22 protein-coding genes are annotated in these 21938 nt (G+C 66.7%); 15 read left to right on the top strand and 7 right to left on the bottom strand.

The features are described from left to right. The first annotated feature begins 45 nt into the window (after positions 1 to 45). The 7 genes from N440_RS20500 to hslU all read left to right on the top strand — a co-directional run bounded on the left by N440_RS20500 (position 46) and on the right by hslU (position 5100). Entirely contained in the window at positions 46 to 297 is a 252-nt protein-coding gene (locus N440_RS20500; RefSeq protein WP_049456714.1) for a lipoprotein, read from the top strand. After that, the gene (gene dapF / locus N440_RS15290) at positions 290 to 1141 is read left to right on the top strand and encodes a diaminopimelate epimerase (protein ID WP_133935604.1); all 852 of its coding nucleotides are present in this window, start codon (positions 290 to 292) and stop codon (positions 1139 to 1141) included. Before N440_RS20500 ends, dapF begins: the two co-directional genes overlap by 8 nt. Then, entirely contained in the window at positions 1138 to 1812 is a 675-nt protein-coding gene (locus tag N440_RS15285; protein ID WP_133935603.1) for a DUF484 family protein, read from the top strand. Before dapF ends, N440_RS15285 begins: the two co-directional genes overlap by 4 nt. Positions 1813 to 1828: 16 nt before the next feature. Next, complete coding sequence (gene xerC, locus N440_RS15280; protein ID WP_006471088.1) at positions 1829 to 2719, top strand: tyrosine recombinase XerC; 891 nt, start codon at positions 1829 to 1831, stop codon at positions 2717 to 2719. A 77-nt stretch (positions 2720 to 2796) separates the two neighbouring features. After that, positions 2797 to 2997 carry a DUF3079 domain-containing protein gene (locus N440_RS15275; protein ID WP_024957056.1) on the top strand — a complete coding sequence of 67 codons (201 nt, stop codon included), beginning with the start codon at positions 2797 to 2799 and terminating at the stop codon, positions 2995 to 2997. 74 nt (positions 2998 to 3071) lie between these two features. Beyond that, entirely contained in the window at positions 3072 to 3623 is a 552-nt protein-coding gene (hslV, locus tag N440_RS15270) for an ATP-dependent protease subunit HslV (RefSeq protein ID WP_005411093.1), read from the top strand. 103 nt (positions 3624 to 3726) lie between these two features. Then, complete coding sequence (gene hslU, locus N440_RS15265) at positions 3727 to 5100, top strand: ATP-dependent protease ATPase subunit HslU (protein ID WP_133935602.1); 1374 nt, start codon at positions 3727 to 3729, stop codon at positions 5098 to 5100. 63 nt (positions 5101 to 5163) lie between these two features. On the opposite strand, the gene N440_RS15260 is transcribed toward hslU, so the two are convergent. Both N440_RS15260 and smeT read right to left on the bottom strand, forming a co-directional pair. Next, positions 5164 to 6150 carry a Gfo/Idh/MocA family oxidoreductase gene (locus tag N440_RS15260; RefSeq protein ID WP_133935601.1) on the bottom strand — a complete coding sequence of 329 codons (987 nt, stop codon included), beginning with the start codon at positions 6148 to 6150 and terminating at the stop codon, positions 5164 to 5166. Positions 6151 to 6211: 61 nt separating this feature from the next. Next, positions 6212 to 6871, bottom strand: a complete 660-nt coding sequence (gene smeT / locus N440_RS15255; RefSeq protein WP_133935600.1) for an efflux transporter SmeDEF transcriptional repressor SmeT — start codon at positions 6869 to 6871, stop codon at positions 6212 to 6214. A 209-nt stretch (positions 6872 to 7080) separates the two neighbouring features. On the opposite strand from smeT, the gene smeD reads away from it, so the two are divergent. The 3 genes from smeD to smeF all read left to right on the top strand — a co-directional run bounded on the left by smeD (position 7081) and on the right by smeF (position 12910). Next, positions 7081 to 8265 carry a multidrug efflux RND transporter periplasmic adaptor subunit SmeD gene (gene smeD, locus N440_RS15250; RefSeq protein WP_008265543.1) on the top strand — a complete coding sequence of 395 codons (1185 nt, stop codon included), beginning with the start codon at positions 7081 to 7083 and terminating at the stop codon, positions 8263 to 8265. 12 nt (positions 8266 to 8277) lie between these two features. Next, positions 8278 to 11400 carry a multidrug efflux RND transporter permease subunit SmeE gene (gene smeE, locus N440_RS15245; RefSeq protein WP_133935599.1) on the top strand — a complete coding sequence of 1041 codons (3123 nt, stop codon included), beginning with the start codon at positions 8278 to 8280 and terminating at the stop codon, positions 11398 to 11400. A 124-nt stretch (positions 11401 to 11524) separates the two neighbouring features. Continuing rightward, positions 11525 to 12910: a multidrug efflux RND transporter outer membrane subunit SmeF gene (gene smeF, locus N440_RS15240; RefSeq protein ID WP_133935598.1), complete on the top strand. Its 1386-nt coding sequence runs from the start codon at positions 11525 to 11527 to the stop codon at positions 12908 to 12910. Positions 12911 to 13053: 143 nt separating this feature from the next. Here the strand turns inward: smeF and N440_RS15235 are convergent, their stop codons facing one another. The 4 genes from N440_RS15235 to N440_RS15220 all read right to left on the bottom strand — a co-directional run bounded on the left by N440_RS15235 (position 13054) and on the right by N440_RS15220 (position 14851). After that, positions 13054 to 13476 (bottom strand): low affinity iron permease family protein, encoded by a 423-nt coding sequence (locus N440_RS15235; protein WP_133935597.1) that lies wholly within the window; start codon positions 13474 to 13476, stop codon positions 13054 to 13056. 62 nt (positions 13477 to 13538) lie between these two features. Next, positions 13539 to 13865 (bottom strand): hypothetical protein, encoded by a 327-nt coding sequence (locus N440_RS15230; protein ID WP_008266057.1) that lies wholly within the window; start codon positions 13863 to 13865, stop codon positions 13539 to 13541. Positions 13866 to 13939: 74 nt separating this feature from the next. Beyond that, positions 13940 to 14200 (bottom strand): hypothetical protein, encoded by a 261-nt coding sequence (locus tag N440_RS15225; protein ID WP_008266493.1) that lies wholly within the window; start codon positions 14198 to 14200, stop codon positions 13940 to 13942. Positions 14201 to 14398: 198 nt separating this feature from the next. Then, the gene (locus tag N440_RS15220; protein ID WP_005411083.1) at positions 14399 to 14851 is read right to left on the bottom strand and encodes a nucleoside deaminase; all 453 of its coding nucleotides are present in this window, start codon (positions 14849 to 14851) and stop codon (positions 14399 to 14401) included. 80 nt (positions 14852 to 14931) lie between these two features. Here N440_RS15220 and ubiE point away from each other — a divergent pair, with 80 nt between their 5' ends. The 4 genes from ubiE (at position 14932) to N440_RS15200 (ending at position 19402) form a co-directional block, all read left to right on the top strand. Next, a complete protein-coding gene (ubiE, locus tag N440_RS15215; RefSeq protein ID WP_006471026.1) occupies positions 14932 to 15693 on the top strand; it encodes a bifunctional demethylmenaquinone methyltransferase/2-methoxy-6-polyprenyl-1,4-benzoquinol methylase UbiE in 762 nt (253 codons plus the stop codon). Positions 15694 to 15994: 301 nt separating this feature from the next. After that, positions 15995 to 17923 (top strand): M1 family metallopeptidase, encoded by a 1929-nt coding sequence (locus N440_RS15210; RefSeq protein WP_133935596.1) that lies wholly within the window; start codon positions 15995 to 15997, stop codon positions 17921 to 17923. 124 nt (positions 17924 to 18047) lie between these two features. Then, complete coding sequence (locus N440_RS15205; protein WP_053450830.1) at positions 18048 to 18779, top strand: hypothetical protein; 732 nt, start codon at positions 18048 to 18050, stop codon at positions 18777 to 18779. Beyond that, complete coding sequence (locus N440_RS15200; protein WP_133935595.1) at positions 18779 to 19402, top strand: HAD family hydrolase; 624 nt, start codon at positions 18779 to 18781, stop codon at positions 19400 to 19402. The genes N440_RS15205 and N440_RS15200 overlap by 1 nt, the downstream gene beginning before the upstream one ends. Positions 19403 to 19580: 178 nt before the next feature. On the opposite strand, the gene N440_RS15195 is transcribed toward N440_RS15200, so the two are convergent. Next, positions 19581 to 20519, bottom strand: coding sequence for a carbohydrate kinase family protein (locus N440_RS15195; protein WP_008266164.1), 939 nt, complete (start codon positions 20517 to 20519; stop codon positions 19581 to 19583). Between the two features lie 283 nt (positions 20520 to 20802). Between N440_RS15195 and N440_RS15190 the strand changes: the two genes are divergently transcribed. Then, on the top strand, positions 20803 to 21849 hold the full coding sequence (locus N440_RS15190) for a rod shape-determining protein (RefSeq protein WP_005419402.1): 1047 nt from the start codon (positions 20803 to 20805) through the stop codon (positions 21847 to 21849). The last annotated feature ends 89 nt before the right edge of the window (positions 21850 to 21938 follow it).

Raw genomic sequence — 21938 nt, 5'->3', positions numbered from 1 at the left:
ATCCCCTGCACCAACCGCTCAGCCGCCAATGGCTATACTCGGGGCATGAAGATCCCCCATCGAAACGTCATCCTGATTCCGCTGGCAGCGGCCTCGCTGCTGTTCCTTGCCGCCTGCGGCAACAAGGGTCCGCTGGTACTGCCGCAGAAGCCGGTGCCGGTGGAAGAGACCGTCGAACCGGCAGCTGCACCTGAAGCGACCCCGGCGGCCACGCCGGCCGCGACCCAGCCGACCAGCGACGGCAGCCCCTCGGTCACCCCGGACCCGATCAAGCCGGTGGACGGCGGGAATGAGTAAGGCCGGCTCCACGGCCCTGCGTTTCAGCAAGATGCATGGCGCGGGCAATGATTTCGTAGTGATCGACCTGCGTGACGGCACCGCGCCGCCGACGCCCGAGCTGGCTGCGCGCCTGGCGGATCGCCATACCGGCGTGGGCTGTGATCAGATCCTGACCCTCGAAGCGCCGCGTGCGGACGGTTCGGTGGCCTCGTACCGGATCTGGAATGCCGACGGTTCCAACTCCGAGCAGTGCGGCAACGGCGCGCGCTGCATTGCCGCGTGGCTGGTGCGCGAGGGCAGTGCGCAGGGCGATGTGTTCGTGATCGACAGCCCGCTGGCCAGCCATGAAGTGAAGGTGCTGGGCGATGGCCAGTTCGCGGTGACCATGGGCGTGCCGGCGTTCGAGCCGTCCAACGTGCCGCTGGTGGGTTTTGCCCACCCGCGCGAGGAGTACCTGCTGCCGCTGCAGGGCGAGAGCGTGCGGTTCGCCGCGGTGTCGATGGGCAACCCGCATGCGGTGATCGAAGTGGGCCTGATCGACGCGGCGCCGGTCGAGCGCGTGGGTGCGCTGCTGCAGCAGCACGCGTCGTTCCCGCGCTCGGTGAACGTGGGTTTTGCCCAGGTGATGGGCCCGGACCATGCGCGCCTGCGCGTGTTCGAACGTGGCGTCGGCGAAACCTTGGCCTGCGGCAGTGGCGCCTGTGCCGCCGCCGTCACCCTGATGCAGCGCGGCCGGCTGCAGCGTGATGCACGCATCAGCCTGCCCGGTGGCGAGCTGCGCATCCAGTGGCCGGGCGATGGCCAGCCGGTGGTGATGGCGGGCCCGACCGCATTCGTCTTCGAAGGGGAGTGGATCGCATGACCGAAGCCGTCGACAAGCTCGGGGCCCATGAAGTCGCCGCCTGGTTGCGGCGGCATCCGGGCTTCCTCAAGCAGTTCCCGGACCTGGCCCTGACCCTGGTGGTGCCGCGTGACGACGGCCCGACCGCGTCGCTGGCCAGCTACCAGCTGGAAGTGCTGCGCGAGAAGAACCGCGAGCTGGCACGACGGTTGGCCGACCTGGGCGCGACCGCCCAGGTCAACGAACGCCTGGCGGTGCGCACGCACCAGCTGACCCTGGCGCTGATGAAGCAGGACAACGCCGCCGACACCCTGCGCGCGATGGCCGCTTCATTGCAGGAAGACTTCGCCGGCGATCTGGTACGGCTGGTGGTGCATACGCCGGTGGCCGGGCTGGAGCAGGCCGACTGGCTGCAGGTGATCGCCGCCGATGATCCGCAGCTGGGTCCGTTCCGCGATTGCCTGAAGGACGGCGAGCCGATCTGCGGCCGCCTGCAACCGGAAAAGAATGCCGTGCTGTACGGCGTGCGCAGCGAGGAAGTGCAGACCACCGCACTGCTGCCGCTGCCCGGTGTGGGCCTGATCGCAGTCGGCAGCCATGACCCGAACCGCTTCTATCCGGGCATGGGCACGTTGTTCCTGCGCATGATGGGCGACGCCCTGGCCACTGGCCTGAACCGCTTCGCCGGCTGAGCAGGACACGACGACGATGAGTGCGGTACAGGCCTTCCTGCAGCACCTGCAGGTGGAGCGGCGGATGTCGGCGCACACGCTCGACGCCTACCGCCGTGACCTGGACGCGCTGTCGGCATGGGCCGAGCCCCGTGGCATGGCCGTGGAAGCGCTCGATGCCGAAACGCTGCGCCAGTTCGTCGCCGATGAGCATCGTCGTGGGCTGTCGGCCAAGAGCCTGCAGCGCCGCTTGTCTGCCTGCCGCAGTTTCTATGCGTGGTTGCTCAAGCACGGCCGCATCGAGGTCAGCCCGGCAGCGACGCTGAAAGCGCCGCGTGCACCGCGGCGGTTGCCGCAGGTGCTCGATGCCGACGAAGCGGTGCAGCTGGTCGAACTGGAACCGGAAGGTGAACTCGGCCGCCGCGATCGCGCGCTGCTGGAGCTGTTCTATTCCTCGGGCCTGCGCCTGAGCGAAGTCTGCGCGCTGACCTGGCGCGACCTGGACTTCGCCAGCGGCCTGGTCAACGTGATGGGCAAGGGCAATCGCCAGCGCCGGGTACCGTTCGGGCGGCCGGCACGCGAAGCACTGCAGGCGTGGCGTGCGGAAAGCGGGGGCGGCCCGGCCTCGCCGGTGTTTCCCGGCCGCAACGGGCCGATCAGCCAACGCGCGGTGCAGATCCGCATCCGCCAGCTGGCGCAGCGCCAGGGCCTGTTCAAGCACGTGCACCCGCACATGCTGCGGCACAGTTTCGCCAGCCACATCCTGGAATCGTCCGGTGACCTGCGTGGCGTGCAGGAACTGCTCGGCCACGCCGACATCGCCACCACGCAGATCTACACCCACCTCGATTTCCAGCACCTGGCCAAGGTCTACGACGCCGCGCATCCACGCGCCAAGCGCCGCAGCAAGGGCGACAAGGCTGAATAGCCGGCCCTTGATCTGGATCAGGGCAGGTCGGATGCAACCGGCGCACCGTGGCCGCAGGCCACGAGGACACCGCCGCCATGGCGAAGCCGATACCGTTGCATCCCAAACACCCCGAGCGTATCTGCTGGGGCTGCGACCGCTATTGCGCGGCCGATGCGCTGGCCTGCGGCAATGGCTCCGGCCGCACCCAGCATCCGATCGAGACGCAGGGTGAAGACTGGTACATCGCGTGGGGGATCGAACCGAATCCGGATCGGCCGTCGCACGCCAAGCGCTGAACGGCAGCCATCCGCGCAGGCTTGATCGCACCCGGCGCTGTCCCCATGTCCCGTGAACAGCTATCGGAGGCCGCATGGACCCCAGTCAGAACCCCAACGTTTTCCACGCCACCACCATCGTCTGCGTCCGTCGCGGCGAGCACGTGGCCATTGCCGGCGACGGCCAGGTCACGCTGGGCCACACCGTGATGAAGGGCAATGCGCGCAAGGTGCGCCGCCTGGGCCGCGACGGCCAGGTGCTGGCCGGCTTCGCCGGTGCCGCCGCCGATGCCTTCACCCTGTTCGAGCTGTTCGAGGCCAAGCTGGAAAAGCACGGCCAGCTGCAGCGCGCGGCGGTCGAGCTGGCCAAGGATTGGCGCACCGAGCGCCGCCTGGGCAAGCTGGAGGCCCTGCTGGCGGTGGCCGACAAGGAAACCTCGCTGATCATCAGCGGCACCGGCGATGTGATCGAGCCGGAGGACGGCATCATCGCCATCGGTTCCGGTGGCTCCTATGCATTGTCGGCTGCGCGCGCGCTGATGGCGCACACCGAACTGGACGCACGCACTATTGCCAGCGAGGCGATCGGCATCGCCGGCGACATCTGCATCTACACCAACCGCAACGTGGTGGTCGAAGAACTCTGAGGGTCGTGCCGGCCGCTGGCCGGCACCCTCATGATCCCCCACGCGCGTGCCTGGTTGCCGGCCAGCGGCCGGCACGACCGACAACGAATCCGTGAGCACATCCATGTCGAAGATCGAAGTTTCCTCCGCCACCATGACCCCGCGCGAGATCGTGCAGGAACTGGACCGGCACATCGTTGGCCAGCACGACGCCAAGCGCGCGGTGGCCATCGCCCTGCGCAACCGCTGGCGCCGCATGCAGCTGGTGCCCGAGCTGCGCAATGAAGTGATGCCGAAGAACATCCTGATGATCGGCCCGACCGGCGTCGGCAAGACCGAGATCGCGCGCCGCCTGGCCACGCTGGCCAACGCGCCGTTCGTCAAGGTCGAAGCGACCCGTTTCACCGAAGTGGGCTACGTCGGCAAGGACGTCGAGCAGATCATCCGTGACCTGGCCGATACCGCAGTGAAGCTGTACCGCGAACAGGCCAAGGTGCGCGTGCGTACGCAGGCCGAAGAGCGTGCCGAAGACCGCATCCTCGATGCGCTGTTGCCGCGTCGCAGCGGTGGCATCGGTTTCGATCCGGACGTGGCCCGCAACGAGCCGTCGGCGCAGGACAACGAGACCCGCATCAAGTTCCGCAAGATGCTGCGCAATGGCGAACTGGACGAGCGTGAGATCGAGCTCGACCTGGCCGCCAATGTCAGCATGGACATCATGACCCCGCCGGGCATGGAGGAAATGGGCCAGCAGCTGAAGTCGATGTTCGCCAACCTCGGTGGCGGTGCCAAGGCGCACAAGCGCACGCTGACCATCAAGGCCGCGCGCCCGCTGCTGATCGAGGAAGAAGCCGGCAAGCTGGTCAACGAGGACGACATCCGCACCGCGGCGATCGAAGCCTGCGAACAGCACGGCATCGTCTTCATCGACGAGATCGACAAGGTCGCCAAGCGTGGCGATAACGTGGGCGGCGGCGATGTGTCGCGCGAAGGCGTGCAGCGCGACCTGCTGCCGCTGGTGGAAGGCTCCAACGTGTCCACCAAGTACGGCACGATCAAGACCGACCACATCCTGTTCATCGCGTCGGGCGCGTTCCACCTGGCCAAGCCCAGTGATCTGATTCCGGAGCTGCAGGGCCGATTCCCGATCCGCGTGGAGCTGGGCGCGCTGAGCAAGAACGATTTCGTGCGCATCCTGACCGAGCCGAAGGCCGCGCTGACCAAGCAGTACGAAGCGCTGCTGGCCACCGAGGGCGTCAAGGTCAGCTTCACCGCCGATGCCATCGAGCGCCTGGCCGAGATCGCCTTCCAGGTGAACGAGCGCCAGGAAAACATCGGTGCTCGCCGCCTGCATACCGTGCTGGAGCGCCTGCTGGATTCGCTCAGCTACGAGGCACCGGATCGCGACGGCGAGACGCTGGCCATCGACAGTGCCTACGTCGATGCGCATCTGGGCGAGCTGGTGCAGGACCCGGACCTGAGCCGCTACATCCTGTAATGCACAAGGCCGCCGAAAGGCGGCCTTTTTTTGGCGCGAAGGGCATTCACGCATGGCGTGGATTCACAGTCTGGCGCGGTAGGCCCGCAGTACCTGGTCGATCACCGCGTTGGTGCGGGCGGCGCTGAGGCCGGTCGAGGGCGAGCGTCCGTGGCCGCGCAGTTCGTCCACGAGGGTGGCGATCAACGGCTGCTGGATCGACGGCGGGTTCGGGATCTCGAACGTCTGCACGCCGGATTCGGTTTCCAGCAGCACCGGAACATCCTCGAAGGTGGCAAAACGCAGCTGCCCACGGTCGCCGGTGATTTCGATTTCATCCTGGCGCCGGAACGCACAGAAGCTCCACTGCGCGATGCCGTGCGCACCGGTTCCGGTGCGGAAGCACATCGAGACGCTGTCCTCGACCGCATACGCGCCTGCCTGCGAACTGGCCAGGCCGCTGACATCGCTCAGCGGGCCCAGCAGATGGTCGAGCAGGTCCAGGGTGTGCGAGCCGAGATCGACGAACAGGCCGCCGCCGGAGATCGCGGGGTTGGTCCGCCAGAAGTCCGGCGATGTGGCATGCGCCGAGTGTGGCCGATGCAGGGTCGCGCGCACGCTGCGCGGCGTACCGATCGCGCCGCTGTCCAGCAACTGCTTGACCTTCGCGAAGCGGGGCAGGGCGCGGCGGTAATAGGCCACGAACACCGGTACGCCACTGCGTGCGCTGGCCTCCAGGATGCGCTCGCACTCGCCATGGTCCATGGCCATGGGCTTTTCGATATAGACCGGCTTGCCCGCCGCAATGGCCTGCAACGCGTACTGCATGTGGGTGGAGGGCGGCGTGGCGACGTAGATCGCGTTCACCTCCGGATCGGCGATGAGCGCATCAGCATCGGCGTACCAGCGGGGAATCGCATGGCGCCGTGCGTAGTCCTCGGCCAGCACCGCATTGCGGCGCATCACTGCAGCCACCCGTGAACCGGGCGTGCCGGCCAGCGCGGGACCGCTCTTCTTCTCGGTGACGCTGCCGCAGCCGATGAAGCCCCATACCACGTTGTCCAGGATCATCGCTGCGTTTCCGGAGAGAAGCAGGGAGGGTGCAGGGCCGCAGCGGCAGCTGCAACCCGGTTCACGCCTCCGGCAACGGCTCGGGCACCGTTCCGGGCACGAACACGCCGTCCTTCACGTAGGCGGCCAGGGTCATGTCCAGCGCGAGCATGCCGTCGCGCTTGAGGTCCATCAGTTCCGGTTCGACCATCGCCCCATGCAGCACGCCCAGCACCGTGGCGTGCAGCATGCGCGCGGCGATCTTCGGGTCGGCGCCGTCGCGCAGCTGGCCCAGGTCCCTGGCGCGACGCAACGCCCGTTCCATGCGGTCCAGCGCATCGCGGAAGCCGGCCTGCTGCAGTTCGGTCAGCACCCTGGTATCGGCCGAGGCATCGCTGCGCAGCATGATCTCCATGGTCTTGCGCAGGCGCTCGTCCTCGGACAACTCAATGAACGAGTGGATCATCACCGCGCGCAGGTCATGCACCGGCGTGTCGCGCTGGTCGGTGGAGGTGCGCTCCAGTTCCTGCATGAAAGGCAGGTGCACGCGCTCGACGATCGCGGCTAGCACCTCGCCCTTGTTCTTGAAGTGCCAGTACACCGCGCCACGGGTGTAGCCGGCGCGGGCGCCGATCATTTCCAGCGTGGTACGGGCCACGCCGTGTTCATGGAAGCAGGCTTCGGCGGCGTCAAGGATGCCTTCCCGGGTTGCCTGGGTGTCCTCTTTGGTCTTGCGGGCCATGGGTGTGGGTACGAGTGCGGGTGAAACGTGGCTGAATTGTACCGGTTTACAAACAAACAAGCATGTATGTATATTTCGCACCCATCATTCCCGTCGTGTGCGTGGCAGGCCGTTCTGGCTACCACTCACCGCCGGCATGCGTTGTCTGCTGGCGCTTCTGGCCCGTATCAGCGTTTTTTGAGATTCCTTCCCCTAAGAGCCTTTCCGTCATGTTGCTGAGCCGAATCCGACCCTTCGCGCTGTCGCTGGCCATCGCCGCGACCGTGGCTGCCTGTGGCGGCCAACCCCAGGCCCCCGAACAGGGCCCGGGCGACGTCACCGTGGTCACGCTGAAGTCCGAGACCGTGGGCCTGACCCGCGAACTGCCGGGCCGCACCAATGCCTTCCTGGTGGCCGAAGTGCGCCCGCAGGTCAACGGCATCGTTGCCAAGCGCCTGTTCACCGAGGGCGGCATGGTCAAGGCCGGTGAGCCGCTGTACCAGCTCGATGACGCCAGCTACCGCGCCCAGGCCAACAACGCCCGCGCCCAGCTGGCCCGCGCCGAAGCCACTGCCAACGCCGCCCGCCTGAGCGCCAAGCGCATCACCGAGCTGGCCAAGGTCGACGCGGTCAGCCAGCAGGACCTGGAAAACGCCGTGGCCGCGCAGAAGCAGGCCGAGGCCGACGTCGGTGCCGCCAAGGCCTCGCTGGATGCGGCCAACGTCACCCTCGGCTACGCCCGCATCACCGCGCCGATCAGCGGCCGCATCGGCAAGTCCAGCGTCACCCAGGGTGCGCTGGTCAGCGCCGGCCAGGCCAACGCGCTGGCCACCGTGCAGCAGCTGGACCCGATCTATGTCGACCTGACCCAGTCCTCGGCCGAGCTGCTGCAGCTGCGTCGCGAACTGGCCGCCGGCCGCCTGCAGGACAACCAGACCCTGCCGGTCAGCATCCTGATGGAAGACGGCAGCACCTTCGAGCACAAGGGCACCTTGGAGTTTTCCGAAGTCAGCGTCGATCCGGCCACCGGCAGCTTCGGCCTGCGCGTGAAGGTGGACAACCCCGATGGCCTGCTGATGCCGGGCATGTACGTGCGTGCGGTGATCGGCGGCGGCGTGCGCAGCGATGCGGTGCTGGTGCCGATGCAGGGCATCGCCCGTGATCCGAAGGGCGACACCACGGCGATGGTGGTCGACAAGGACAACAAGGTCGAAGTGCGCCCGGTCAAGGTCAGCCGCACGGTCGGCGACAAGTGGCTGGTCGATGACGGTCTGAAGGCCGGCGACAAGGTCATTGTCGAAGGCCTGCAGAAGATCGGCCCCGGCATGCCGGTCAAGGCCACCGAGAAGGGCGCTGCACCGGCCAAGCCGGCGGCAGCCGCCCAGCCTGCCGCCCCGGCCGGCGACGCGAAGTAAGCGGAGAACCCCATGGCACGCTTTTTCATCGATCGACCCATCTTTGCATGGGTGATCGCCATCATCATCATGCTCGCCGGCGGCCTGGCCCTGTTCAAGCTGCCGGTCTCGATGTACCCCAACGTCGCACCGCCGGCGGTGGAAATCAGCGCCACCTATCCGGGTGCATCGGCCAAGGTGGTCGAGGACTCGGTGACGCAGATCATCGAGCAGAACATGAAGGGCCTTGACGGCCTGATCTACTTCTCCTCCAACAGCTCGTCCAACGGCCAGGCCACCATCACCCTGACCTTCGAGAGCGGCACCAACCCGGACATCGCCCAGGTGCAGGTGCAGAACAAGCTGCAGCTGGCCATGCCGCTGCTGCCGCAGGAAGTACAGCGGCAGGGCATCAACGTGGCCAAGTCCAGCTCGGGCTTCCTGAACGTCATCGCGTTCGTGTCCGAGAACGGCAGCATGGACGCCAACGACATCGCCGACTACGTCGGTTCCAACGTCGTCGACCGTCTGAGCCGCGTGCCGGGCGTGGGCAACATCCAGGTGTTCGGTGGCAAGTACGCCATGCGCATCTGGCTGGACCCGAACAAGCTGCACACCTACGGCCTGTCGGTTGCCGAAGTGACGGCAGCGGTGAAGGCGCAGAACGCCCAGGTGGCCATCGGCCAGCTCGGCGGTGCGCCGTCGGTCAAGGGCCAGCAGCTCAACGCCACCATCAACGCGCAGTCGCGCCTGCAGACCCCGGAACAGTTCCGCAACATCATCGTGCGCGGTGCGCAGGACGGTGCCGAACTGCGCCTGGGTGATGTCGCCCGCGTCGAACTGGGTGCCGAGTCCTACGACTTCGTCACCCGCTACAACGGCCAGCCGGCCAGCGGCCTGGCGGTCACCCTGGCCACCGGCGCCAACGCGCTGGACACCGCAGCCGGCGTGGATGCCGCGCTGCAGGACATGAAGAGCTTCTTCCCGGCCGGCCTGAAGGCCGAGATCCCGTACGACACCACCCCGTTCGTGCGCGTATCGATCAAGGGCGTGGTGCAGACCCTGATCGAAGCGATCGTGCTGGTGTTCGTGGTGATGTACCTGTTCCTGCAGAACTTCCGCGCCACCCTGATCCCGACCATCGCCGTGCCGGTGGTGCTGCTGGGTACCTTCGGCGTGCTGGCGATGCTGGGCTTCTCGGTGAACATGCTGACCATGTTCGCGATGGTGCTGGCGATCGGCCTGCTGGTGGACGATGCCATCGTCGTGGTGGAGAACGTCGAGCGCATCATGTCCGAGGAAGGACTGTCGCCGCTGGAGGCCACCCGCAAGTCGATGGGCCAGATCACCGGCGCGCTGGTGGGTATCGGGCTGGTGCTGTCGGCGGTGTTCGTGCCGATGGCCTTCATGAGCGGCTCCACCGGCGTGATCTACCGCCAGTTCTCGGCCACGATCGTCTCGGCGATGGCGTTGTCGGTGCTGGTGGCGATCGTGCTGACCCCGGCGCTGTGCGCGACCATGCTCAAGCCGCTGAAGAAGGGCGAGCACCACGTCGCGCACAAGGGCTGGTCCGGTCGCTTCTTCAACGGTTTCAACCGTGGTTTCGACCGTACCAGCGAAAGCTACCAGCGTGGCGTGCGGGGAATCATCCACCGTCCGTGGCGTTTCATGGGCATCGTGGCGGCGCTGTTCGTGCTGATGGGCGTGCTGTTCGTGCGCCTGCCCAGTTCGTTCCTGCCCAACGAGGACCAGGGCGTGCTGATGGCGCTGGTGCAGGCACCGGTCGGTGCCACCCAGGAGCGCACGCTGGAATCGATCACGGCACTGGAAAACCACTTCCTGCAGAACGAGAAGGATGCGGTGGAATCGGTGTTCTCGGTGCAGGGCTTCAGCTTCGCCGGCATGGGACAGAATGCGGGCATGGCCTTCGTCAAGCTGAAGGACTGGAGCGAGCGTGACGCCGACAATGGCGTGATGCCGATCACCGGGCGCGCGATGGCGGCACTGGGCCAGATCAAGGATGCCTTCATCTTCGCCTTCCCGCCGCCGGCCATTCCGGAACTGGGTACCGCCTCGGGCTACACCTTCTTCCTGAAGGACAACAGTGGCCAGGGCCACGAGGCCCTGGTGGCCGCGCGCAACCAGCTGCTGGGGCTCGCCGCCGGCAGCAAGAAGCTGGCCAACGTGCGCCCGAACGGCCAGGAAGACACGCCGCAGTTCCGCATCGATATCGACGCGGCCAAGGCGACCTCGCTGGGGCTGTCGATCGACCAGATCAACGGCACCCTGGCCGCCGCGTGGGGCAGTTCGTACATCGATGACTTCGTCGATCGCGGCCGCGTCAAGCGCGTGTTCGTGCAGGCCGACCAGCCGTTCCGCATGGTGCCGGAGGACTTCGACCTCTGGTCGGTGAAGAACGACAAGGGCGAGATGGTGCCGTTCAGTGCATTCGCCACCAAGCACTGGGACTACGGTTCGCCGCGCCTGGAGCGCTACAACGGTGTGTCGGCGATGGAAATCCAGGGCGAACCGGCCCCGGGCGTCGCCTCCGGTGATGCCATGGCCGAGATCGAACAGCTGGCCAAGCAGCTGCCGGCAGGCTTCGGCATCGAATGGACGGCGATGTCCTACCAGGAACGCCAGGCCGGCTCGCAGACGCCGCTGCTGTACACGCTGTCGCTGATGATCGTGTTCCTGTGCCTGGCCGCGATGTATGAAAGCTGGAGCGTGCCGACCGCCGTGCTGCTGGCCGCCCCGCTGGGCATCCTCGGCGCGGTGCTGGCCAACACCTTCAAGGGCCTGGAACGCGACATCTACTTCCAGGTGGCGATGCTGACCACGGTGGGCCTGACCAGCAAGAACGCGATCCTGATCGTCGAGTTCGCCAAGGAAAACCTGGAGAAGGGCGCGGGCCTGATCGAGTCGATCATGCACGCCGTGCGCGACCGCCTGCGCCCGATCGTGATGACCTCGCTGGCCTTCGGCATGGGCGTGGTACCGCTGGCGATCTCCACCGGTGCAGGCTCCGGCGCCAAGCAGGCGATCGGTACCGGCGTGCTCGGCGGCATGATCGTCGGCACCGTGCTCGGCGTGTTCTTCGTGCCGCTGTTCTTCGTCGTGGTGCAGCGCGTTTTCAAGCGCAAGTCCACGACGTGACCTGAAACGGTAGTGCCGGCCGCTGGCCGGCACCTACTGCTCGCGTGATGTGAATCCAACGAGGTTGCCGGCCAGCGGCCGGCACTACCTCCTGCCATCCGGCAGTACCGATGGAAGTCAACCCATGAAAAGTGCATCCCTGTTCCTTTCCATTGCCGCCGCGCTCGCGCTGGCCGGCTGCTCCACCCTGGTGCCGAAGAACACCGCTGTCGCGCCGGCCATTCCGGCGCAGTGGCCGGCCGAGGCCGCGCAGGGCCAGGTGGCCGATGTTGCCGCCGTGGGCTGGCGCGACTTCTTCACCGACGCGCGACTGCAGCAGGTGATCGACCAGTCGCTGCAGAACAACCGCGACCTGCGCGTGGCCGTGCTCAACGTGGAACGCGCACGCGGCCAGTACCGCGTGCAGCGCGCCGACCGCGTACCCGGCGTGGCCGTCACCGGCCAGATGCAGCGCCAGGGCACCGATGCCGGCGTCACCGAGCAGTTCACCGCGGGCGTGGGCGTGGCCGAGTTCGAGCTGGACCTGTTCGGTCGCGTGCGCAACCTCAGCGAGGCGGCGCTGCAGCAGTACTTCGCTGTGGCGGCCAACCGCCGCAATGCGCAGCTGAGCCTGGTCGCCGAGACCGCCACGGCGTGGCTGACCTATGGTGCCGACGCACAGCGGCTGAAGATCGCCGATGCCACGCTGAAGACCTACGAGGATTCGCTGCGCCTGGCCGAAGCCCGCCATGAGCGCGGCGGCAGTTCGGCACTGGAACTGACCCAGACCCGTACGCTGGTGGAAACCGCGCGCACCGATGCCGCACGCCTGCGTGGGCAGCTGGCCCAGGACCGCAACGCGCTGGCACTGCTGGCCGGTGGCCAGCTGGATCCGTCGCTGCTGCCGGACAGCATCGAACCGCAGCTGCTGGCGCTGGCACCGCCGCCGGCCGGCCTGCCCAGCGATGTGCTGCTGCAGCGCCCGGACATCATGGCCGCCGAACACCAGCTGCTGGCCGCCAACGCCAACATCGGCGCAGCACGTGCGGCGTTCTTCCCGAGCATCTCGCTGACTGGCAGCATTGGCAGTGGTTCGACCGAACTGTCCAACCTGTTCGACAGCGGCACCCGCGTGTGGAGTTTCCTGCCGAAGATCACCCTGCCGATCTTCCAGGGCGGCAAGCTGCGCGCCAACCTGGCCATTGCCAACGCCGACCGCGATATCGCGCTGGCGCAGTACGAGAAATCGATCCAGGTCGGCTTCCGCGAAACCGCCGATGCGCTGGCGCTGAATGTCAGCCTGGATGAGCAGGTGAGTTCACAGCAGCGCCTGGTGGAAGCGGCCGAACAGGCCAACCGCCTGTCGCAGGCGCGTTATGACGCCGGCCTGGACAGCTTCGTCACCCTGCTCGATGCACGGCGTACCGCCTACACCGCGCAACAGACGCAGCTGCAGGCGCAGCTGGCCCAGCAGACCAACCGCATCACGTTGTACAAGGTGCTGGGCGGCGGCTGGCACGAGCGCGGGTAAACAGCGCTTCTGGTAGGTGCCAACCTTGGTTGGCACGAATGCGTCAGCGCAGGCGGCTGGCCCTGTGCCAACCAAGGTTGGCACCTACCTCGATCATCGATGGGAGTGCCGGCCGCTGGCCGGCATTGTCATTCCAGGGCCTGCTACACCGCCTCATCGTCGCGGCGGGTGACATGGCAGGCGCGCACCCGTGCCAGCGCGTCGCCGGCTTCGCGCGCCATGCGCTCGTACTCGCGGCGGATCTCTTCCAGTCGTTCCTCGTCCAGTTCTTCCAGATCCAACAGTTCGTTGTTGGCTTCGGCCGTCGCGCGGATCAGCTCGTCGAGCTTGATCTGCATCGCCGCGGTGTCCGAGTTCTGCGTGTGCTGGATCAGGAACACCATCAGGAAGGTGATGATGGTGGTACCGGTGTTGATCACCAGCTGCCAGGTGTCGTTGAAACCGAACAGCGGGCCACTGATGCCCCAGATCACCACGATCGCGACCGCAGCCAGGAAGGTCCACGGCGAACCGGTGGCGGCCGCGGCCTTCTTGGCGATCGTATTGAACAGGTTTCTTGCTTTCATCGTCGTCGTCCCACCCAGGTGACGAGGATGATCGGCAGTGCCTTGTGCAGGGGCCGTGCAGCTCAGGCGCGCAGGCGCGGAGCATCCTGCAGGCGCACCCGGCTGGTCTGGTAGACGTGCTGCCAGCAGCGGTCGACGAATTCGCGGGCCTGGGCTTCACTCAGGCGCGGCATGATCTGCAGGGCGTACTGGGTCTGGAACATCTCGTCGCGCTGCGCATTGCTGGCGCGCGGCTGGGTGATCAGCGAATCGCAGGCGAACTTGATCCACGGTACGTACGAGCCGAACGAATTGTGCGGCAGTGCACCGTCGGCATGCTGGCGGCGCCAGTGGTCAAGCTCGGCGTCTACGTTGATGACCGGGGGAATGGTGGGAACTTCAGCGTGCATGTCGATCCAATCGGTTGAAGTGGATGGGAGTGGGGGTTCATCGCAGTGTGGCCTGAGCGGCAGTGGATGCCGCGTCAGGGAGATGTGCAGCCAGCGTTGCGATTGCCGATCAGTTGCGCATGCTCGACCGCGCCCATTTCTTCGGCCATGTCGGCCATTGCGTTGCACAGGCGCTCGTGGTCGAGCGGACGGCCCTGTACCAGTTCCAGCTGCAGGCCCTGGTAGGCCGTCCAGAACAGGGCGCCACGCTGATGCAGCGCGAACTGCTGCTGCAGGCGCGTGCGGATGGCGGCGAGGATCGGGTCGGGCGTGGGGCGTACGGCGTGCGCGCGCATGGCTGGCTCCGCCGGGGAAGTAGGTCCCGGTAACCCCACCCTAGGCGCCCTGCGCGGATGAGGTGTTACCGCAGCGTGTGCAGGCAGTCCAGCTGACTGTGCACGGGTTCACGGTAAGCGCCGCAAACGCTGCCGGCACTAGGGCGTGCCAGCACTGAAGCGTTCATTAAGCAGGTTCACCAGTACGCTGCGCGGTGCTCATTCGCCGATGTCTTCGTTCCAGATCTCCGGATGCTGCGCAATGAAGCCGCCGAGCAGATCGACGCATTCCTGGCTGTCGAGATCGATCACGTTGACGCCGTTTTCGCGCAGCCAGTCGATGCCGCCCTGGAAGGTGCGCGATTCGCCCACCACCACCGTGCCGATGTTGAACTGGCGCACCAGCCCCGAGCAGTACCAGCACGGGGCCAGGGTGGTGACCATGATGGTGTCCTGGTAGCGGCGCTGGCGGCCGGCCTTGCGGAACGCGTCGGTCTCGCCGTGCACGGAAGGGTCGCCTTCCTGCACGCGGCGGTTGTGGCCGCAGCCGAGCAGGCGGCCGTCGTTGTGGTACAGCGCCGCGCCGATCGGCACGCCGCCTTCGGCCAGGCCCTGGCGGGCTTCGGCGATGGCGGTCTGCAGCAGGGCCTGGTAGTCGGGCGTGGTGATCATGCGGGGCTCCGGTAAGTCGTGGCCCGCCATGATACGGGCAGGGGGTGCCGCTGGCCCCCGGCGGTGCGATAATCGGGGTCATGAGCGAATCCCCCTACAAAGCCGGTACCACCCATTTCGGGTTCCGCGACGTCGCCGCCAAGGACAAGCAGAAGCTGGTCGGCCAGGTGTTCACGTCGGTCGCGCGCAACTACGACCTGATGAACGACCTGATGAGCCTGGGCGTGCACCGGGCGTGGAAGCGCTACTACGTGGCGACCGCGCAGGTGAAGCCGGGTGATCGCGTGCTCGACCTGGCCGGTGGCACCGGCGACATCGCCGCCCTGCTGAAGGAGCGCGTGGGCGCCGAAGGCTCGGTGGTGCTGGGCGACATCAACGCCGGCATGCTGTCGGTCGGCCGTGACCGCCTGACCAACCGCGGCCTGGTGCTCGGCCTGGACTACGTGCAGTGCAACGCCGAGGCCCTGCCGTTCCCGGACAACAGCTTCGATCTGGTCACCATCGCCTTCGGCCTGCGCAACGTGACCGACAAGGACGCCGGCCTGCGCGAGATGTATCGCGTGCTGAAGGTGGGCGGCCAGGCCCGCGTGCTGGAGTTCTCCGAAGTCACCGCCGACTGGTTCAAGCCGATCTACGACTTCCACTCGTTCCGGATCCTGCCCAAGCTGGGCAAGCTGTTCGCCAACGATTCGGACAGCTACCAGTACCTGGCCGAGAGCATCCGCAAGCACCCGCCGCAGGACGAGCTGAAGGCGATGATGGGGCAGGCCGGTTTCGAGCGCTGCCACTACAAGAACCTGACCGGCGGCATCGTCTCGATCCATTCCGGCTACAAGCTGTAAGCCCCGCTTTGGTGGGTGCCGACCTTGGTCGGCACGGGCCTGCCGCGATCATCCGCTCTGGTGGGTGCCGACCTTGGTCGGCACGGGCCTGCCGCGAGCGATGAAAGATCCGTGCCAACCAAGGTTGGCACCCACCTGTAGATGCCAACCAGAGTTGGTACCTACCTGTGGATGCCAACCTTGGTTGGCATGCGCCGGAGGCGCAGGATCGGCCCCGCCCGCCATTACCCCGCACCGCGCAACGCCTGCGCGGTCGGAGGGAGGTACCATTGGGGTTTGATCCCCGTAACGGTCCCGATTCATGCGTAATCCGCTGATGCTCCTTCCGCTGGCCGTGGCCCTGGCCGCCGGCTGCTCCCAGGAGGCGGCCGCGCCCGCCGCCGCCCCGACTGCCGCAAAGGCCCCTGCCGCCCCCGTGAACGCCGAGAACCGCAGCCACGACGAAAGCTCGTACGCCGAGCCGGACAAGGTCGTCATCAAGGACATCGCGCTGGATCTGAAGCTGGACTTCGACCAGAAGCAGATCGGCGGCACCGCCACCTACACCCTGGAATGGAAGCAGAAGGACGCCAAGCAGCTGGTGCTCGACACCCGCGAGCTGACCGTGTCCAAGGTCGAGGCCGTCGCCGCCGATGGCGCGCGCAGCCCGCTGAAGTTCGAGCTGGCCGCCGCTGACAAGGTGTTCGGCAGCAAGCTGACCATCGAAGCGCCGGAGCAGCCGGCCAAGGTGGAAGTGGCCTACCACACTGCACCGACCGCCTCGGGCCTGCAGTGGCTGGCGCCGTCGATGACCGAGGGCAAGAAGCTGCCCTTCATGTTCAGCCAGTCGCAGGCCATCCACGCCCGTTCCTGGGTGCCGCTGCAGGACACCCCGAGCGTGCGCTTCACCTACAGCGCGCACGTGGTCTCGCGCCCGGACGTGATGGTGCTGATGAGCGCCGACAATGATCCGAAGGCCGCGCGTGACGGTGATTACACCTTCAAGATGCCGCAGCCGATTCCGTCGTACCTGCTGGCCATCGCCGCCGGCGACCTGGTGTTCGAGCCGATCTCCGGCCGCTCCGGCGTCTGGGCCGAGCCGACCATGGTCAACAAGGCCGCCAAGGAATTCGAAGACACCGAGAAGATGATCGGTGCCGCCGAGAAGCTGTACGGCGAATACCGCTGGGGCCGCTACGACATGCTGGTGCTGCCGCCGTCGTTCCCGTTCGGTGGCATGGAAAACCCGCGCCTGACCTTCGCCACCCCGACCGTGATCGTCGGCGACAAGTCGCTGGTGTCGCTGGTGGCCCACGAACTGGCGCACAGCTGGTCGGGCAACCTGGTGACCAACGCCAGCTGGAAGGACATCTGGCTCAATGAAGGCTTCACCACCTACGTCCAGGGCCGCATCACCGAAGCCCTGTATGGCAAGGAGATGGCCGAGATGGAGAAGCAGATCGACCAGACCGACCTGCTGGCCGAAGTGAAGGACATGAGCCCGGCCGACCAGGCGCTGGCGCTGCCGCCGCTGAACGAGCGCGACCCCGACGAAGCCCTCAGCCAGGTCGCCTACGTCAAGGGTTCGTGGTTCCTGGAGTTCCTGGAACAGCGCTTCGGCCGCGAGACCTTCGATCCGTTCCTGCGTGGCTGGTTCGATGACCACGCCTTCCAGAGCGCGAACACCGACCAGTTCATCGAGTACCTGAAGAAGAACCTGCTGCCGAAGAACCCGTCGGCGGTAACCGAGGCCGAACTGAAGGCGTGGCTGGACGAGCCGGGCATCCCGGCGTTCGCGGTCAAGGCGCAGTCGCGCAACTTCAGCAGCGTCGATACCGCGCGCATCGCCTTTGCCAGCGCCGGCACGGTGCCGAGCAGCCAGGTCATCGCCGACTGGAGCACGCAGGAATGGGTGCGCTTCATCGACGGCCTGGGCGCCACCCAGCCGCTGGACAAGCTGGCCACGCTGGACAAGGCGTTCCACTTCACCGGCACCCCGAATGGCGAGATCGCCATGCGCTGGTACCCGCTGGCGATCCGCAGCGGTTACGAGCAGGCCAACGAAGGGGCCGCTGCGTTCATCGAGCGCGTCGGCCGTCGCAAGCTGATCCTGCCGATCTACGCTGAACTGGTGAAGACCCCGAAGGGGCTGGAGCTGGCCAAGCAGGCCTTCGAGAAGGCCAAGCCGGGCTACCACCCGATCACCACCGCCTCGGTGCAGGACATGCTGGCCAAGGCCGAAGCCAAGTAAGCAGAAAGCGCCGGGCACCCCCCGGCGCTTTTTTTGTAGAGTCGAGCCATGCTCGACTGGCTCTTCAACAGCAGTCGAGCATGGCTCGACTCTACAAGAATGCGAAAACACCAAGGACCTCCGCATGAAACGACTGATCCTGCTCACCGCCTGCACCCTGGCCCTGGCCGCCTGCAGCAACCCCGAGGAAGAGCGCAAGGCGCAGGAAGCCGCCGCGGCCGCCGTGCAGGCGCAGAAGGAAGCCAAGGCCGAAGACGTGGCCAAGCAGTACGACATGGCCGTGGCCGCGCAGGACTGGGAACGCGCGCGCCTGCATGGCGCCTCGCTGCTGGACCAGTACAAGGACACCGCCGCCGCCGAGCGGATCGCCGCCGGCTTCGACGAGGTCAAGGCCAAGGGCGATGCCGCGCGTGACCTGCGCCGCATGCAGGCGCTGTGGCAGTACAACCAGATTCCGGTGGGCAACAAGGGCAACCAGGTCTCGGCGCAGATCTACAGCAAGGAACGGGTGGACGTGGATGGCAGCGGCGCCAAGCCGGTGCAGCTGGTGTTCCGCGATCATCCGGAGTGGAAGCGGCATGCCTACCTGGTGCTGCAGGCCGGCGATTTCCGCTGCCCGCAGTGCACGGTGAAGGTGACCGTGGACGACGGCAAGCCGGTGTCGATGGCCGCCTGGCGGCCAAAGACCGATGAAGCCATTGCGATGTTCATCACCGACCAGAAGGCGCTGTGGAAGCTGGCGCGCAAGGGCAAGTCGATCAGCATCGAATTCCCGGTCAAGGCCGGTGGTACCCGTACCGCAGTGTTCGAGACCGGCGGTGTCGACGCCAGCCGCATGCCGCAGTGGTGGCAGTAATGATTGCGACGGGCAGCGCAGTGCACGCGTTGTCCGCGATCCGGCACTGGGTGTTCGACATGGACGGCACGCTGACGGTGGCCGTGCATGATTTCGCCGCGATCCGCCGCGCGCTGCAGATCGCGGCCGAGGAAGACATCCTCGACCATATCGCCGCGCTACCGGACGCACCGGCACGGGCCAAGCGCGAGTGGCTGCTGGATCACGAACGCGCGCTGGCCGAGGACGCGCTGCCGGCACCGGGTGCGGTGAAGCTGCTGCGCGCGCTGGCGGCCGGCGGCTGCCGGCTGGGCATCCTGACCCGCAACGACCACGCGCTGGCGAAGCTGACGCTGGAGGCGATCGGGGTCGGGGAACTGTTCGACGATGCCGACATCATCGGCCGCGATGAAGCCGTGCCCAAGCCTTCACCGGATGGCCTGCAGCAGCACCTGCGGCGCTGGGGCGTTTCCGCCGGGCAGGCGGTGATGGTCGGTGACCACGCTTACGACCTGGAGTGCGGCCGCGCTGCGGGCACCCACACAGTGCTGGTCAACCTGCCGGAGAACCCATGGCCGGACTGCACCGACTGGCATTTCGCCGACTGCCGCGACCTGCTGGCCGCCTGGCAGCAGACGGGCTAGTGCCGGCCGCTGGCCGGCAGTGTCGACCAAGGTCGACACCTACCAGGGTAAAGCGTGTCGACCAAGGTCGACACCTACCAACAGCATTCCCGATAGCGCATCGGGTGGAAAGCCCCCTTGTTGTTCAAGGGGGCGCGCCGAGGGCGCGGGGATAAGGTGGAATGCGCGGGCAATTTGGTTACGCGCTAAGCGCGTAGCCAAATTGCTGCTTGAACTGCTCGTTGAACTCATCGAAGGTGAAGCGCTGGTTCTGCGTGCCCGGGTGCTCGACCTTCAGCGCGCCCATCAGGTTGCCCATGCGGCCGATGGTCAGCCAGTCGTAGCCCTTCTGGATGCCGTAGATCAGGCCGGCGCGGAACGCGTCGCCACAGCCGGTCGGGTCGACCACGCGGCGCTCGTGCGCCGGCGGGATGTCGTAGCTCTTGTCCGGGGTGTGGATGACCGCGCCCTTCGGGCCGCGCGTGGTGATGTAGGCCTTGACCCGGCTGACGATCTCCTTTTCGTCCCAGCCGGTGCGTTCCTGCAGCAGGTTCGACTCGTAATCGTTGACCACCACGTAGTCGGCCTGGTCGATGAAGGCACGCAGCTCCGGGCCGTTGAACAGCGGCATGGCCTGGCCCGGGTCGAAGATGAACGGGATGCCGTCTTCGTGGAATTCCTGCGCGTTCTGGATCATGCCCTCGCGGCCGTCCGGACCAACCAGACCCAGGGTCACGCCCGGCACGCCACGCACGTGGTTCTCGTAGGAACGCATCATCGCGCCCGGGTGGAAGGCGGTGATCTGGTTGTTGTCGTGGTCGGTGGTGATGAACGCTTGCGGGGTGAACAGCTCATCGATCACGCGCACGCGCGACAGGTCGATGCCCAGGCCTTCGAAGTATTCGCGGTACGGGCCGAAGTCCGAACCCACGGTGCCCATCGGGATCGGCTGGCCGCCCAGCAGGTGCAGGTTGTAGGCGATGTTGCCGGCGCAGCCACCGAACTCGCGGCGCATGCGCGGCACCAGGAAGGACACGTTCAGGATGTGCACCTTGTCCGGCAGGATGTGATTCTTGAACTGGTCCGGGAACACCATGATGGTGTCGAAGGCAAGAGAACCACAGATCAGAGCGGACATCGATGTAAGCCTATGCGGTGAATTTTGGGATGGGCCGGCCCGGTTCAGCGGGCAAGCAAACGGCGCCCTTGGGCGCCCGACGGCGCAAAGGTTACCCGCTGGTGCCGCTCAGGGCCAGAACCGGGTAATGCCCGATCAGGCCGAAAGCCTGTGAAGACGCGGGTTCAGCTAGTTTTTTCCTTGCTCGGCGGCAGGCGGGTTGCTAGGCTTGTCGGCCTCGATTTCTGCCCATTTTTTCGCCATCCCGCGGCGGGCACGACACCCCTCAGGACTCCTTCCTCAGATGTTCAAGAAACTCCGTGGCATGTTCTCCAACGACCTGTCCATCGACCTGGGCACGGCCAACACCCTCATCTACGTGCGCGGGCAGGGGATCGTGCTGAACGAGCCGTCGGTCGTGGCCGTGCGTCAGGACCGTGCCATTGGCGGCACCCGTTCGGTGGCAGCCGTAGGCGCCGAGGCCAAGCAGATGCTGGGCCGTACCCCGGGCCACATCACCACCATCCGCCCGATGAAGGATGGCGTCATTGCCGACTTCACCTATACCGAGGCGATGCTCAAGCACTTCATCAAGAAGGTGCACAAGTCGCGCGTGCTGCGCCCGAGCCCGCGCGTGCTGGTCTGCGTGCCGGCCGGCTCGACCCAGGTCGAGCGCCGCGCGATCAAGGAATCGGCCGAGGAAGCCGGTGCCCGTGACGTGTTCCTGATCGAAGAGCCGATGGCCGCGGCGATCGGCGCCGGCATGCCGGTGACCGAAGCCCGTGGCTCGATGGTCATCGACATCGGCGGCGGCACCACCGAAGTGGCGGTGATCTCGCTCAACGGCATCGTCTACTCGGCGTCGGTCCGCATCGGCGGCGACCGCTTCGACGAGTCCATCACCAACTACGTGCGCCGCAACCACGGCATGCTGATCGGTGAAGCCACCGCTGAGCGCATCAAGGTCGAGCTGGGCTGCGCCTACCCGCAGGCGGAAGTGATCGAGATGGAAATCTCCGGCCGCAACCTCGCCGAGGGCGTGCCGAAGATGATCAAGATCAGCTCCAACGAGGTGCTTGAAGCCCTGCACGAGCCCCTCTCGGGCATCGTCAGTGCGGTCAAGCTGGCGCTGGAGCAGACCCCGCCGGAACTGTGCGCCGACGTCGCCGAGCGCGGCATCGTGCTGACCGGTGGTGGCGCCCTGCTGCGCGACCTGGACCGCCTGATCTCCGAGGAAACCGGCCTGCACGTGCAGGTGGCCGACGACCCGCTGACCTGCGTGGCCCGCGGCGGTGGCCGTGCGCTGGAGCTGGTCGACATGCACGGCAACGAGTTCTTTGCGCCGGAGTAAGCCGTCCCGGCTGCCTGCGCCCGCTGCGCCCCTCCGGGGTGCGGCCCGCCATGAGGGTGGGCCGGCACCGGTGGGGCGCCCGCGTGTTT

Origin of the sequence: Stenotrophomonas sp. CC22-02 (assembly GCF_004365115.1) — a bacterium.
GTDB lineage: Bacteria > Pseudomonadota > Gammaproteobacteria > Xanthomonadales > Xanthomonadaceae > Stenotrophomonas > Stenotrophomonas forensis.
This window is presented reverse-complemented; position numbering and strand designations above follow the sequence as displayed.